Annotated in this window: 16 protein-coding genes and 1 tRNA gene; 9 read left to right on the top strand and 8 right to left on the bottom strand. The window is 38.3% G+C overall.

Annotated features, from left to right (window positions below; all coding sequences use genetic code 11):
- The first annotated feature begins 302 nt into the window (after positions 1–302).
- A complete protein-coding gene (locus Q0058_RS14520) occupies positions 303–1,949 on the top strand; it encodes a recombinase family protein (RefSeq protein WP_366869713.1) in 1,647 nt (548 codons plus the stop codon).
- Here the strand turns inward: Q0058_RS14520 and Q0058_RS02485 are convergent.
- From Q0058_RS02485 to Q0058_RS02495, 3 genes are all read right to left on the bottom strand, one after another.
- Positions 1,909–1,981 (bottom strand) — tRNA-Met (locus tag Q0058_RS02485). The genes Q0058_RS14520 and Q0058_RS02485 overlap by 41 nt on opposite strands.
- A gap of 223 nt (positions 1,982–2,204) precedes the next feature.
- The gene (locus tag Q0058_RS02490) at positions 2,205–3,059 is read right to left on the bottom strand and encodes a Two component regulator three Y domain protein (RefSeq protein WP_298221156.1); all 855 of its coding nucleotides are present in this window, start codon (positions 3,057–3,059) and stop codon (positions 2,205–2,207) included.
- A gap of 49 nt (positions 3,060–3,108) precedes the next feature.
- Positions 3,109–3,960, bottom strand: a complete 852-nt coding sequence (locus Q0058_RS02495; RefSeq protein ID WP_298221157.1) for a Two component regulator three Y domain protein — start codon at positions 3,958–3,960, stop codon at positions 3,109–3,111.
- 233 nt (positions 3,961–4,193) lie between these two features.
- Here Q0058_RS02495 and Q0058_RS02500 point away from each other — a divergent pair, with 233 nt between their 5' ends.
- Positions 4,194–4,676 (top strand): DUF1761 domain-containing protein, encoded by a 483-nt coding sequence (locus tag Q0058_RS02500; protein ID WP_298221158.1) that lies wholly within the window; start codon positions 4,194–4,196, stop codon positions 4,674–4,676.
- Positions 4,677–4,720: 44 nt separating this feature from the next.
- Here the strand turns inward: Q0058_RS02500 and Q0058_RS02505 are convergent, their stop codons facing one another.
- On the bottom strand, positions 4,721–4,999 hold the full coding sequence (locus Q0058_RS02505; RefSeq protein WP_298221159.1) for a 4a-hydroxytetrahydrobiopterin dehydratase: 279 nt from the start codon (positions 4,997–4,999) through the stop codon (positions 4,721–4,723).
- Positions 5,000–5,093: 94 nt separating this feature from the next.
- On the opposite strand from Q0058_RS02505, the gene Q0058_RS02510 reads away from it, so the two are divergent.
- From Q0058_RS02510 to Q0058_RS02535, 6 genes are all read left to right on the top strand, one after another.
- Entirely contained in the window at positions 5,094–6,239 is a 1,146-nt protein-coding gene (locus Q0058_RS02510; protein WP_298221160.1) for an 8-amino-7-oxononanoate synthase, read from the top strand.
- A 34-nt stretch (positions 6,240–6,273) separates the two neighbouring features.
- Positions 6,274–7,485 carry an AraC family transcriptional regulator gene (locus Q0058_RS02515; RefSeq protein WP_298221161.1) on the top strand — a complete coding sequence of 404 codons (1,212 nt, stop codon included), beginning with the start codon at positions 6,274–6,276 and terminating at the stop codon, positions 7,483–7,485.
- 119 nt (positions 7,486–7,604) lie between these two features.
- Positions 7,605–7,949 carry a hypothetical protein gene (locus Q0058_RS02520; RefSeq protein ID WP_298221162.1) on the top strand — a complete coding sequence of 115 codons (345 nt, stop codon included), beginning with the start codon at positions 7,605–7,607 and terminating at the stop codon, positions 7,947–7,949.
- A 24-nt stretch (positions 7,950–7,973) separates the two neighbouring features.
- Positions 7,974–8,642 (top strand): DUF2807 domain-containing protein, encoded by a 669-nt coding sequence (locus tag Q0058_RS02525; RefSeq protein WP_298221163.1) that lies wholly within the window; start codon positions 7,974–7,976, stop codon positions 8,640–8,642.
- A gap of 41 nt (positions 8,643–8,683) precedes the next feature.
- Entirely contained in the window at positions 8,684–9,169 is a 486-nt protein-coding gene (locus tag Q0058_RS02530; RefSeq protein WP_298221164.1) for a DoxX family protein, read from the top strand.
- A gap of 1 nt (position 9,170) precedes the next feature.
- Positions 9,171–9,533, top strand: a complete 363-nt coding sequence (locus tag Q0058_RS02535) for a hypothetical protein (RefSeq protein ID WP_298221165.1) — start codon at positions 9,171–9,173, stop codon at positions 9,531–9,533.
- Positions 9,534–9,537: 4 nt separating this feature from the next.
- Here Q0058_RS02535 and Q0058_RS02540 read toward each other — a convergent pair whose 3' ends face one another.
- Together Q0058_RS02540 and Q0058_RS02545 are read right to left on the bottom strand one after the other, a co-directional pair.
- Entirely contained in the window at positions 9,538–9,936 is a 399-nt protein-coding gene (locus tag Q0058_RS02540) for a DUF4345 domain-containing protein (protein ID WP_298221166.1), read from the bottom strand.
- Between the two features lie 159 nt (positions 9,937–10,095).
- Complete coding sequence (locus Q0058_RS02545) at positions 10,096–12,003, bottom strand: ABC-F family ATP-binding cassette domain-containing protein (RefSeq protein ID WP_298221167.1); 1,908 nt, start codon at positions 12,001–12,003, stop codon at positions 10,096–10,098.
- Positions 12,004–12,069: 66 nt separating this feature from the next.
- Here Q0058_RS02545 and Q0058_RS02550 point away from each other — a divergent pair, with 66 nt between their 5' ends.
- The gene (locus tag Q0058_RS02550; protein ID WP_298221168.1) at positions 12,070–12,447 is read left to right on the top strand and encodes a DUF983 domain-containing protein; all 378 of its coding nucleotides are present in this window, start codon (positions 12,070–12,072) and stop codon (positions 12,445–12,447) included.
- A gap of 1 nt (position 12,448) precedes the next feature.
- Here the strand turns inward: Q0058_RS02550 and Q0058_RS02555 are convergent, their stop codons facing one another.
- Positions 12,449–13,495, bottom strand: coding sequence for an FAD-dependent oxidoreductase (locus Q0058_RS02555; protein ID WP_298221169.1), 1,047 nt, complete (start codon positions 13,493–13,495; stop codon positions 12,449–12,451).
- Positions 13,496–13,557: 62 nt separating this feature from the next.
- Positions 13,558–14,448 carry a gliding motility protein GldN gene (gene gldN, locus Q0058_RS02560; RefSeq protein ID WP_298221170.1) on the bottom strand — a complete coding sequence of 297 codons (891 nt, stop codon included), beginning with the start codon at positions 14,446–14,448 and terminating at the stop codon, positions 13,558–13,560.
- Positions 14,449–14,492: the final 44 nt, after the last annotated feature.

Genomic DNA, 14,492 nt, shown 5'->3' on the forward strand with positions numbered 1-14,492 from the left:
TGCCTGTATGGTATTTTCCTTAAACTTCTTAGGAAAGCGTTCTTAACGTTCAGCGAAGACAATAAGCTCCATATGAGCACAAAAATAACAATAACATGTAGTGAACAACAAAGATGCTCAAACGAGCATACAAGACGATTTGTTTTTTTCCTACGCTGATAAAATTACTTCGAAAAAACTGTCAATCGAGCAGTTAAGAAATTTTGACGGATTTGAAGCAATTAGCGATAGTGATGCTCTCAAGATAATTGACGAGCTATGCCGATTAACAATAATAACATATAAAATTTATAACAAAAAAAATGGGACTAGAGCAATTTAAATCCTTTGCAAAAGGATATGACAAAAAGATTGATTCAAACAAAGATGTTTGGATTTATACCAGGGTATCCAGTAAAGACCAAGAATCAAATAAAAGTTTACAAACCCAATTTGAATCTTCAACAAGATTTGCGAAAGACAAAAATTATCTTGTAACATTTAGATTTGGCGGAACTTATGAAAGTGCAAGTGGTGATTTTACAAGAAAAGAATTTAAAAGATTAATTGACGAAGTAAGAAGAGCCAAATTGAAGCCACATGCAATACTAATTAATACAATAAGTAGATTTTCGAGAACTGGCGGTGAAGGTGTAGGATTAGCTTCTGAATTAGTTAATGATTTGGGAGTTCACTTAATAGAAGTTTCAACTGGTAAGAGTACAGAAACTGAAGATGGGAAAATTGAAATCTACAGAGGATTGCTTCAAGCACGTCAAGAAAACATAGACAGATTGCGGGTTACATTGCCTGGTATGAAAAGATTTTTGGAAAACGGTTATTGGTTAGGTAAAGCTCCAAAAGGCTACGACCAATTCGGCACCAAAGTTAAAAGGGCAAAATTTCATAGTGATAAACAGAAAATAGTAATGAATTCTGAAGGGAAGCTACTCAAAATGGCTTGGGAATGGAAATTGAAAGGTGACAAAGATTATATTATTATACAGAAACTATGTGATTTAGGAGTTGAAATAACAAAGCAAATTATTAGTGCGATGTGGAGAAATCCTTTTTACTGTGGCATTTCCGCTCACAAAATGTTAGACGGCGAAGTAGTTGAAGGTAAATGGGAGAAAATGGTTTCTGAGCAAGATTTTTTAATGGTACAAGAAATTCTGAATGGAAATAGATTTGGGTATAAGCATGAGAAATCCAATCTAAACAGACCGCTTAATGGATTTATTAGTTGCAATGCGTGTGGGAATAAATTAACTGGCTACAAAGTAGAAAAAAAAGGTCTGCATTATTACAAATGTCAATCTTGCAAAGGCGGAAGCATTAACGCAAATACTACCATCCGTTCAAATGGTCAAGGCGCAAACAATTTATTTCAAGATTTATTAAGCAAATTCGAATTATCAAGTGGTTTGCATAATGCTTTTAAGGAGCAATTAAAAATGACCTATGAAACTTTAAACAATGAAGGCGAAAACGAGAATGAAATCATTGGATTAGAATTGGTGAAACTGGAAGATGGGTTAAAGAAATTAAAGCGAAGATTTGCTTTAGGTGATATTGACGACAAAGAAACTTTCAACGAATTGAAAGATGAATTTGAAAATAAAATAAGAGATTTGAACACTAGAAAAGCAAATAATGTTTCCAAAATATCTAACCTCGATAGCTATATAGAAACATCGTGTGATGTTGTTTCAAATATTAGTAAATACTGGGGTTCAGATGACATTGAAACAAAGAAGCGAATTCAAGAATTAGTATTTCCAGACGGTTTGTCATTGGATATTAAAAACAGGGTATATCTAACCGAAAAAACGAATGTGATTTTTGAGATAACACGAGATATAGCAAAGGATTCAAAAGATATTGAAAGCAAAAAACCCACCGATTATATCGATGGGTCTTCCTTAGTAGCGGGAACAGGACTCGAACCTGTGACCTTCGGGTTATGAGCCCGACGAGCTGCCTACTGCTCTATCCCGCGCTGTTTCGAGTGCAAATATACAACCTATATTCAGAAAGTCAAGTTAATTTTGCAAAAAATTGCTTTTCGGTAGGACGTTGATTAGAAAAGCGTTGGCCTTCCTTGACTGATAAAATAAAAACTTATTTCGATTTTAAACAAAAAACCACCAATTCCCATTGGTGGTTTTTAACCCTTTTAATTTAATTACAAAACAATTATTAACTATAAAAAAAACTTATTATTATTCTTCGTTGGTTAATGCGGTACTCTTATCGACTACTTTGAGGTTGACGGCTAGTCCTTCGTTATTGATCATCGTCATGTTGAGCGAATCCAATCTGGAAAGGTTTTTAGAAACCGGGCCGTTGAACAAATTATAAGAGATATTCATTTCTTTCAGCTTGTTCAGCTTTTCGAGATCGTATGGGATCTGACCTTCCATATTATTGTCGAACAAACTGAATACTTCAAGCTGTGTCAGGTTTGAAATTTCTTTTTCAAGTTTTCCTGTAAACTTGTTGCTGTTGAGCAACAACACTTTCAAAGATCGCATTTCATAAAGTGAAAACGGAATCGAACCCTCTAGCTCATTATTGTAAAGCGATAGTTTTTTCAACTTTTTAAGGTTTCCTATTTCACTCGGCAATTTTCCTGACAATTTATTCATGAACAATTCGAGCATGATCAAATCGTCTATTTTTCCTATGCTTGTTGGTATTGTACCTGTGAGCCTGTTGAAGGAAAGATTCATAATCTTGAGCCATTTCATATTCCCGATAGATTCCGGAATCGTGCCTGAAATCGCATTTCTGGTGAGTTTCAATTTTTGAAGGTAGACCAGATTTCCTATTTCCGCAGGCAACTCGCCTACGAGATTATTGTTTGTTAAATCCAGCGAGATGACTTTGTCTTCGCTCAATTTGACGCCGTACCATTTCGATACCGGTTCGTCTAAATTCCATTTGTTTTTCCATTGGGTGCCGTTGGTCGCGATGTATAATTTGATCAGAGCATCTTTCTCAGGCAGCGATACACTGGCCAAAATCGGGCTCGACAATACAACTGTCAAAAGCAGTAGGGTAATTTTTTTTCTCATGATTTAGGGGTTTTGGTGAGAAGGTTCGTAGTAGCTCGTTGCGATTTAATTAATCTTCGTTTGCATAAGCCGAGTTTTTATCCACCACAGTCAAATTGACCGCCAATCCTTTTTCATTAATCATTGTCATATTCAAGGTATCCAACTGTGCGAGGTTTTTAGAAACCAGGCCGCTAAACATATTGTAAGAGATATTCATTTCTTTAAGGTTGTTCAGTTTTTCCAAATCGAATGGCACTTGGCCCTCCATATTATTTTCGAATAAACTTAAGTTTTCGAGTGACGTTAAGTTGGCCACTTCTTTATCTAATTTTCCTGTTAGTTTGTTGCTGCTCAACAGTAATACTTTCAATGATTTCATGCTGTATAAGGTTGCAGGAATTGTTCCTGTTAATTCATTGTTGAACAAAGACAAGGTTTTTAGATTTTGTAGTTTCCCGATGGATGCCGGTAACTCGCCGTTAATGCGGTTCATAAACAATTCAACAGAAACCAGTGCAGTAGCCTCTGACAATGTTGCCGGCAAAGCACCAGATAATTTATTGAAAGCTATATTTAATGTTTTCAATTGTTTCAGATTGCCAATACTTGTTGGAATCAATCCTGAAATGTCATTTTTGAATAAGTTTAAGCTTTGAAGATTCACCAAATTTCCAATTTCGTTTGGCAATTGTCCTACCAAATGGTTGCTTGACAAATTGAGCGCAATGACTTTATCATTTTGGATTTTTACGCCATACCATGAATCAACCGGAGTGTTCAAATCCCATTTGTTGGTCCATTGACTTCCATTAGTCGCTTTGTATAATTTTACTAAAGCCTCTTTTTCCGAAGAAGAGATGTTTGCCATCATCGATGCTGTCGCAACAAAAGACAAGAATAAGATAGTTAAATTTTTCATGATAAATGGTTTTACGTTTATTTGATGGTGTAAACGTACATGTAATATCGATAATGAGCAAATAAAATCGATGAAATGCACTTTTTTTGATTTTTTTACTATATTATTCCTACGAAAATGAATTTTTAAAGCCTTCCAAAAACCGATCATTCGATGAAAAAAAAAAAAAAAAAAATGGTCGTAAAAAGAAAAAAAAGTACATTTGAGTCACTAACAATTAAAACAACAGGAATATGGAAATCAATTTTTTAGCATTGCTTGCAGCGGCTTGCTCGACTCTGGTTGTCGGTTTTATCTGGTATCATCCTAAAGTATTCGGAAATGCCTGGATGCGGGAATCTGGAATGACAGAAGACAAAATGAAAGGTGCCAATATGGCGATAACCTTTGGGTGTTCAGTTTTGTACGCCTTTTTTATTGCTTTTATTTTGCAAATGTTGACCATTCATCAATTTGGTGCCTTGGGCATGGTTGGTGGTGATCCTGCTCTAGCGAAACCTTCTTATGCAGAGTTTATGGCAGATTACGGCTCGGCCTTCCGCACCTTCAAACATGGAGCGTTACACGGTTTTATGACAGGCTTATTTTTAGCTTTACCCATTATAGGTGTGGGTGCCTTGTATGAGAGAAGAAGTTTTAAATATACGCTGATTGCAGGAGGTTATTGGGTAGTCACTATGATGCTTATGGGCGGTATCATCTGCGCCTGGCAATAAAAAACAAAAACGCAAAGGAAATCCCGATTTACGTCGGGATTTTTTTATACCAAAGCGTCAATGGCTTTAGCCAAATCGATGTCTTTGTTTGTCACACCTTGGGCATCATGTGTCGTCAATCGGATGCTGACTTTATTGTAAACATTAGACAATTCAGGATGGTGGTTCCTTTTTTCAGCGGCCAACCCGACTTGAACTATAAAACCCATGGCCTGAGAAAACGAAGCAAACTCAAAATTCCTGACGATGGCATTGTTTTTAAAGTGCCAGTCGTTCAAATCCAATAATTCGCTTTGGATGGTTTGCAAAGTATAAGTTGTCATGGTTTTAGTCTTTGCTTTAAAATTAGTTAAATAAAATCCAACAACGCTTAATTTAACAGTAAATCGTTAAATTTGGCTGACTAGCACCTGCCATTTGAATCCTTATACTTTTCAACTTTATAATTCCGTAGCACAACTTCCCGATGATTGGGACCGCTTGGCAGTTGACAATATTTTTCTGAGTAAAGCCTACTTAGAAGTTCTCGAAAAATCAGCACCGCTCAACATGACTTGTCATTTCATCGGACTGTTTGAAAAAGACCATTTAGTCGGCTTAGCACTTTCGCAGTTTCTCGATGTCAACCAATTGGAATCTTTCGGAGAACGCGACCAATGCATCAAAACTTCGCTGAGGAATTTTGTCTTTCGGAAGTTCGGCTCGCATGTTTTATTGATTGGAAATAATATGCTGACGGGCCAAAATGCCTTTTCTTTTTCAAAAAATTGTAATGCTTCGTTGGCTTTGAATACTTTAAAAGCCGCAGCGGAAGCATTAAAGGTTGTCTTCAAATCGAAAGGAAAAAAAATACACATCCTTACTTTTAAAGATTTTGATGCTGATGAAATGACTTTATTCGACCGTCAGGATTTCAAAACGTTTTATGAATTCAGCACACAACCCAACATGGTTTTCGATGTGATGCCGCATTGGAAAACCGAACAGGATTACATTGATGCCCTGACCAAAAAATACCGTGACCAATACAAGCGCGCCAGAAAAAAAGCCGATGGTATCGAAAAACGAAAAATGCATCTCGAAGACATCATCGAACATGAAGCGGTGATTTATGATTTATATTCGCATGTGGCTAAGAACGCGCCTTTCAATACGTTCTTTCTGGCGAAGCATCATTTCAGCACTTTCAAAAGAATCTTTGAAGACAAGTTTCTGTTTTACGGGTATTTTATCGATCAAAAAATGATCGGTTTCAACACGATGATCAAAAACGGGAAGTCGCTCGATACTTATTTTCTGGGTTATGACGAATCGATGCAACGCGAAAAGATGCTCTACCTCAATATGCTTTATGATATGATTGCTTATGGCATCAAGAAAGAATTTGAAAAAATCATTTTTTCAAGAACGGCGTTAGAAATCAAAAGTTCGGTTGGGGCGAAACCCATCAAAACTTTCGGGTTTATGAAACATGAAAATGCTATATTGAACCGTTACCTTTCAAAGATTTTTCCTTATCTCGAACCGGAAATGGTTTGGCAGCAGCGCAATCCATTCCAATAAACTTGACGGTTCAAACAAAACAATACTCATCAATATGCATTTTGAATTTGGTTTCTACAGTTCGTTGCTCCTGATTTCTTTTTCACAAGGAATCATCTATAGCGTTTTGCTTTTCATAAAAGCCATTCAAACCACCAACAAATCCAATTATTGGCTCAGTTTGTTCGTATTCTTATGCAGTCTTTATATTGCGCCCTGGATGTTGGGTTTCGCAGGTTGGTATGACACACAGCCTTATCGCGACATTTTATTCTTTGTGCCTTTCCAGCATTTGTTTTTAGTGGGCCCGGTGATTTTCTTTTACACGCAAAGCCTGCTGAATCCGGGATTTCGTTTTACCCGAAAAGATGGTCTGCATTTCATTCCCGGCATGCTTTACCTGATTTATATTTTAACAATCGCAGCATATGACTTGCTGGTTGTGAAAGATTATTATTTCTACGCCGATGGCATGGACAAAGATTTCGACAATTGGTATCAGAAACTGGGTTTCGTATCGATGCTGTTTTACTTTGTGATGAGTTTGAGATATTATAACCAATATAAAAAACTGATGTTTCAAGTGGTAAGTTATGCCGACAGCGTCTTATTCCGATGGATCAAAACGTATCTGATCGCTTTTCTGGTGATGTTGATTTTACCGATTGTATTTGATATCGCGGCTTGGTTTTTTCCGAAATTGCAATCCTATGAAGGCAGTTGGTGGTTTTTCTTGTTCTTTTCGATGGTGATGTATTACATAGCGGTTTCAGGTTATGCAAATCCTGTGAGCACTACGATAGGCTTTCGAATGTCGGTTTTTGATAAGCATCCGATGCTTTTAAGTTCCGGTAACCAAACGTTTGATGTGGAAGAAGAAACCGTCATCGATATTGAGCATGAAACCTACGAACAAGAACTTTCGCCCGAAATCGAAAGCTGGAAAACAAAAATCGAAACGCTGATCCAAAGCGAAAAACTCTATCAGAATCCTGAGCTTACTTTAACCGATCTTTCGAAAAAGCTCGAGACTAATGCATCGATCATATCGAAAACCATCAATCAGGGTTTTCAGATGAACTTCAACGACTTCATCAACAACTATCGCGTGGAAGCCGTAAAAAAAATGTTCGAGAACGGCGAACAAAAAAAGTCGACCTTACTAGGAATCGCTTTCGATTGCGGTTTTAACTCTAAAGCTACTTTCAACCGTGCTTTTAAAAAAAATACGGGTTTTTCTCCTAAAGATTACTTGGTAAAACAATAAATCCTTTGTTTACAATACTTCCCAATTCATTTTAAAAAGGTCTCAAATCATAATCTGAAGCGATTGATGGTAATTAATGACGCAATTTTGCCTTGTTATTAATCATTAAATCTAAAATTATGAAAAATCTTTTTACCACATTATTACTTGCGATCTTACTAGCTTCATGCAGCTTAACTTCCAACACCATTATTAAACCCAACGACAGTTTTGTCTTGGGGAACAACGAACACGGTTCTTTTAAAGTCAAATTGAAAAATGTTTCAAAGAACAATATTGAAGTTTATCATGCGCCCATAGCAGGTGGCAAGCATTCCTCACAAAAAGTAAAACCAAATGAATCCGCTACAGTAAAAGTAGACCGGAACACCGCTTTGATCATTAACAATACGTCAAAAGACACGGCTTCGGTTGATTTAAAAGTGACAGGCGATATCGGTTTATCGATGGGTTATTCAAAATAATATTAAAACTAAAACATTAAAATCATGCAAAAAATAATCTTAATACTCGTATTGTTGCTTACTTCATTACTATCCTTAGCGCAACTTAAAGGTTCGGGAAGAACCATGACCAAATCTTATGAATACAAGAATTTTGACAAAGTCAATTTCGACGATCTGGACGGTTCGCTCGAAGTTGAAATTGGAAAACCATTTGCTATTTCGGTGACCATTGATGACAATTTACTACCGCTTTTAGCCTTCGATGAAAATGAAAAAGAACACTTATTAAAAGTTTACTTCAGAGGAAACACGAACAACAAGTTGTATATCGAAGACAGTCATATCAAAATTAAAATTACCATGCCGGAAGCTTCAGTAATCTGCAATAATGGGAACACCAATTTGGATATCAAAAATGTTATCGGGCGCTATTTCAGAATGCAAAATTTAGGCAATGGCGACACACAAATTTCAGGCTCGACCGATAGTCTGGATATCGAAAAAACAGGCAATGGCGATATTCATGCTGAGAAGTTAACCGCCAAAAAAGCCACTGTCAAAAGTTCCGGAAATGGCAATGTGGTTGTGAATGCGACGCAAAAAATCACTGTTTCATTAAAAGGAAATGGCGACATCAAAAACGTCGGAGCCGCCTCATTTGACCAAAAATCCACGAAAAGTGGCAATGGCCAATTGATCATGTCAAAATAGTTTCAATCATCCAATCAACATCACCTCTAAAATTTAAACTTATGAAAACCATTCTAACTAAAATAACAAAACCTGTGTTGTTACCTTTTTGGTGGCAAGATTTATTGCTCGCCATTCCCAGAATTGTTTGCGGGTATTTACTAACGGCGGAATTCGGTTCGGCCAAATTTGGATTGCCCTGGTCGCCGGCAGATAACAATTTAGGCTTTTTCGAAGTCGCTTTCTGGTTTCCGAATGATGTTGCCGATTACGGCGGTATTTTCGCTATCGCGCCGGCTCTTTTAGCTTGGCTCGGAGCATTTAGCGAAGCCGTCGGAGGTTTGTTTCTGTTGTTTGGTTTTCAGACCAGAATCGCTTCATTTTTAGTTATGTGTACGATGCTCGTGGCGATATTCATGCAGCAATGGAAAGAAGGCATGTGGATGATGCTCCCGGCCATGGGATTCCTTTGGGTGTCCATGACTTTTCTAGCATTAGGCTCCGGAAGATTTGGCGTAGATTATTTATTAACTAAAAAAAACCTTTAAGATGAAATCAATGATATATTCCTTAAGTTTAGTTGCCCTGTTGGCCTTGACAAGTTGCGTACAAAAAAGCTACCAACGCGTGGTCGTGGTGACGCTCGATGTATCCAAAGAAAAAGACGTCCAAAATGTTGGGATTCGCGGCAATGGTCAACCTTTGAGTTGGGATACCGATTATCCGATGCAAGCTTTGGTTAAAGACAGTTTATACCGCACGGTGGTGACCACAAAAACAGGTTATCTCTTTGCTGAAATCAAATGCACGGTGAATGGCAATTTCGAATTGCAAAACCAGAATAACAGAAGAATCGAATTTGACTTGCAAAAAGACACGACTTACGTGAATCTGGTTTTTAATAAACGATAAAATTCTAGGATCCGTCGTTGAACCTTTTAAACTGGTACCAACCAAAAATGCCCAAGACAAGTTCGCCGAAAATACCGATACAAAAAAGGGTTGATGGAACGCCATCGAGTACTAGGCTTACGATTCTGCCCAAGGCCAATCCGAGCATAAATAAAGTTTGGGATAAGGTTGCCGCCGTCCAATATTTTGGTTTGACAATGCCAAGAATCCAAAGAAAAGCAAAAGCCAGATACAAACCCATGATGGCGCGGAAAACATTGGTTAAATCTGTGGTTTCGACACTAAAATCAAACAATTGCGGCAACACGGTTTTTGGAAATAAACCATAAACTAAAGCTGCGGGAATTACGATTGCCGTAGAAAGTATCAAATGAAGGTTTTGCTGGATAGCTGATCTGGTCATGATTTCAAAGGTACAAAACAAACGCGATTCAAAACACAGGGCCTAGCCCGGACAGCAACGGCATCCTTTTGGGCTGGCGTTCAGCGCAAAAGATATAGTGGATGGCGGGACCCGAGCTCCTAAAGCGCAAACGGACGAAGTAAATAGCTTCTAAAAAAACTAAGCGTTGTCAATCTCCAGTTGAACGGCTTCCCAATCTTCGAGCAATTGGTCCAAATCTTTCTTTTTCTTGTTGTAGGCCATGAAGAAAGCGGCGTCTTCAATATGTTTGTCATAATTGGATGCGAGCGCTTTGTCGTCGTTTTGAATATCAATTTCGAGCTGCTTGATTTGACTCTCGATTTTACTCAAGCGGTTTTGAAGTGATTTTCCTTTCTTCTGATCTTCGTAAGAAACTTTGGTGTTTGCGGCTACGACTTCTTTCTTGATGATGTCTTTTTTCTCGACTTCACGCATGTTTTCGAGGTTGCGTTGTTCCAAGAAATAATTGATATCGCCGAGGTATTCTTTGATTTTCTGGTCTTTGAATTCGTAAACGATGTTCGACATGCCCTGAAGGAAATCACGGTCGTGAGAAACGAGCAACAGTGTTCCTTCGAATTTTTGTAAAGCGGCTTTGAGCACATTTTTCGATTTGATATCGAGGTGGTTCGTCGGCTCATCCATCAGCAATACGTTGATGGGTTGCAACAATAACTTACATAAGGCAAGTCGGTTGCGTTCACCACCCGAAAGCACTTTTACTTTCTTCTCAACGTCGTCGCCACGGAACAGGAACGAACCGAGCATGTCGCGCACTTTCATACGGTTGGTGTCGGTCGCGGCGTTTTCCATGGTTTGGAGTAAGGTGATTTCTCCGTCGAGGTATTCGGCTTGGTTTTGGGCGAAATAGCCAACCTGGACATTGTGGCCGAGTTTGATGTTGCCTTGGAATTCAAATTCATGAACAATGGCTTTGATGAAGGTTGATTTGCCTTGGCCATTTTGCCCGACGAAAGCGATTTTGCTACCGCGTTCTACGAGCAAATCGATGTCTTTTAAAATGGTTTTGTCTCCATATTTTTTGGTGACATGTTCGGCTTCGATGACCACTTTTCCGGGAACTTTCGAAACCGGGAACGAAATGTTCATCACGGAATTGTCATCTTCATCGACTTCGATGCGTTCGACTTTGTCAAGCTTTTTGATGAGCGATTGCGCCATGGAGGCTTTGGAGGCTTTGGCGCGGAATTTCTCGATGAGTTTTTCGGTTTCCTCTATTTTCTTTTGTTGGTTCTTTTGCGTGGCGAGTTGCTTTTCACGGATTTCGTGGCGCAATTCTAAATATTGGGAATACGGTTTGTTGAAATCATAGGCTTTCCCTAAAGAGATTTCTATGGTTCTGTTGGTGACGTTATCAAGAAACATTTTATCGTGCGAAACAATCACGACAACGCCAGGATAATTCCGTAAAAAGCTTTCGAGCCAGATGATACTTTCGATATCAAGGTGGTTCGTCGGCTCATCGAGTAATAGGATGTCGTTGTTCTGTAATAACAATTTGGCGAGTTCGATACGCATACGCCAACCGCCCGAAAAGGTTTCCGTTAAATTGTTGAATACTTCGCGTTTGAATCCTAAACCGAGCAGGATTTTTTCAGTGTCGCCTACATAATTATAACCGCCGAGCAATTCGAAACGGTGCGTGTAATCGGATAAGTCTTCTATGATTTGGGAATATTCCTCGCTTTCATAATCGGTTCTTGTGACCAATTGGTGGTTGATCTCTTCGAGTTTTTTCTCGACCGCTTTGATTTCGGTGAAAGCTTGATAAGCTTCTTCTAGTACGGTTCTGCCTTGTTCAAAATCGATGTCCTGACGCAGGAAACCGATTTGCACTTCTTTTTCGGTGGCAATGCTTCCGGAATCCGGGACCAGATCTTTCGCAAGTATTTTGAGCATGGTTGATTTACCAGCTCCGTTTTTTCCGACTAGTCCTACCCTGTCGCCGGCGCCCATTCTAAAGGTTACTTCTTCGAATAAATACGTGCCGCCGAAGGAAACCGACAAATTGTGAATGTTTAGCATATTTTTGTGACTATTGTTACCGAGAGAATCTTGACAAAAGAATACCTTTGTCAAAAATTTTTGCAAATGTTAAAAAAAGGATCCAAACTAAATAGCATTTTAACAGGAACTTGTCCGAGATGCCAGAATGAAAGCATGTATGTGGAATCCAACCCTTATAATCTTACTACGGTTTTGAAGATGCATGAAACTTGTGGTCATTGCGGATTGCGATACCAATTGGAACCTTCCTTTTTTTACGGAGCAATGTATGTGAGTTATGGAGTGAATGTAGCTATAGGTATTGCGGCATTCGTTATCGCCTATGTGTTCCTGCATTTGAACTTGAAAATTTCTTTTGCCGCCATTGTGGGTTCGCTTGTGGTTCTTTATCCTTTGGTTTTGAGGATTTCGAGGAACATATACATAAACATGTTTGTTTCTTATGAACCCTCTAAAAAGTAAATCACTTTTTCTTATCGAACCGGGTAATATTAATTTCTCTGGGAATTGGAGTATTGTATTCTATATACTCGAATAAAGTCTTGGCCATAGCTGGCCCCAGCATAACACCGCGGGTTCCAAGTCCGTTGAGGATGTGTATATTTTTCCATTGGGCGTGCGTTCCTACGAGAGGCTTCCTGTCTTTAACGGTAGGACGCACCCCTGCGATATGCTCTACGATTTCGAAATCACAGGTGATGCTTTCGCGGATTCTTTCAAGTAGTTCTTTTCTTCCTTCTTCAGTAGGAACATCGGTTTTGTCAGTCCAATTGTAAGTGGCTCCAACTTTGTATAAATGGTTTCCCATCGGAAGAATGAATACACTACAATTCACAATGACATCCAAATCTAAATCAGGCGCTTTAATGACGAATAATTCGCCTTTGGTGCCATCCAGGGGTAATCCATTAAAAAAAGGATTTTGATGCATCGCAAAGCCTTCTGCGAATACGATATGTCTGGCTTCAATATTTTTATACCGGACGAATTCTTCATGAACCTTTAAAGCATGATAGTCAAAAGTTCCAGCGTTCAAAAGATTTTGATTTTGAAGATACACTTTGTAATGATCCAGTAATGAAGCCACGTCAACATAACCGGTTCCATTCACTTCGCCATAATGATAAGGCGAATCAATTCCTTTGAATTTTTCAGTCCATAATTCGGTGGACAAAAAAGATGACAACCCCGCTTTATCAGCAGCTACAAACCAATTGTTTTGTTCCTCTGCAGAGAAAAACTTTCTGAGGATGGGTTTCTTAAAATCGAATTTATGGCTTAGTTTTAATTGGATGCTTTCATAGAATTCATCAAGCAGTGATAGTTGTAGCTGAGCATCCATAACCGCTGCAAATCTTTTCAAAACAACTGGATTATAAAGGCCTCCAGCCACTCTTGAAGCAGAAATCTGATTGTTGTCAAATATCACTATTTGCTTTTGGTTCTGTAAAGCGGTTTCAGCGAAAGCAATTCCTGCCAAACCGGAGCCGACGATTATATAATCTATCATGGTGTAAAAATAAAAAACTCCTACCAGAATGATAGGAGTTTAGAATGGTATTTGAAATTAAATTAGTAATTCCACATATCTTGTTCGAAATCTCGGATTTTGTCTTTGACGCGTTCCGATTCGAGGAGTTGCATTTGCGAATTCTCTTTCATGTATTCGGCAATTTCACGGTCACCGTATACGTTTTCTTCCTTGTAAATCACCGCATTGAAACGTCGGGAATTCAACAAGTGGTCGAAAGTAATTGGCATTGCTGAGTTTCTATCATTGAAAGCCTTAGCTTCGTGCAATACGTCTCTTGCGGCTGGAAAGTATACCCAGAATAATTCGATATAATCCTGCTCTTCTTTCCCTACAGTATAAACGTCAGGAGTAACAGGACACAAGCCTAATAATCTGTATTTCAATTCACTTTGACGCTTGTCAAAATACCAATATCCTTTGATTTTATAATCAGATACATCGATAGCTGTTAAATCGGTTCTAACAATATACTGAGGATCGATTGGAATACCAGCATTAAATTGTTCTCTTCCTGGATCCGTAGTATCAATACGAGTCAATGAAGCTTCGATATCCTTCATCGTTTTCTTGGTATTGAAATAACTGTCGGTGTATACTTCCGTTAATTTACCATCTTTCATCGATTTTGTCAAAACATCATATAAAGATCGTCTGTCTTTACCAATGTTCGCAGTATCTACTGGATAATACATAGGAAAGTTAATTCGTTCATCCAAATCGATGATTTCCCATGTGGTTTTTCCCATCAACACGTCTCTATCATGAACATAGCCATAGGCTAAAGGTCGATCATTGTCTGATATCAACTGAGCTGGAGTTTTCTTTCCAATCTCAGAAGGAACTTTAGCGTTAAGCAAATTCGATTGAGCATAAGAAGAGAAAGTTCCTATGGCAATTGCTGCAACGATTAAAAATTTTCTATGAATCATCTTTTTATAATTATAAGTTGTTGTTTAAGTAGGATAACGATAGT

This window comes from Flavobacterium sp. (genome assembly GCF_027484705.1).
Lineage (GTDB): Bacteria > Bacteroidota > Bacteroidia > Flavobacteriales > Flavobacteriaceae > Flavobacterium.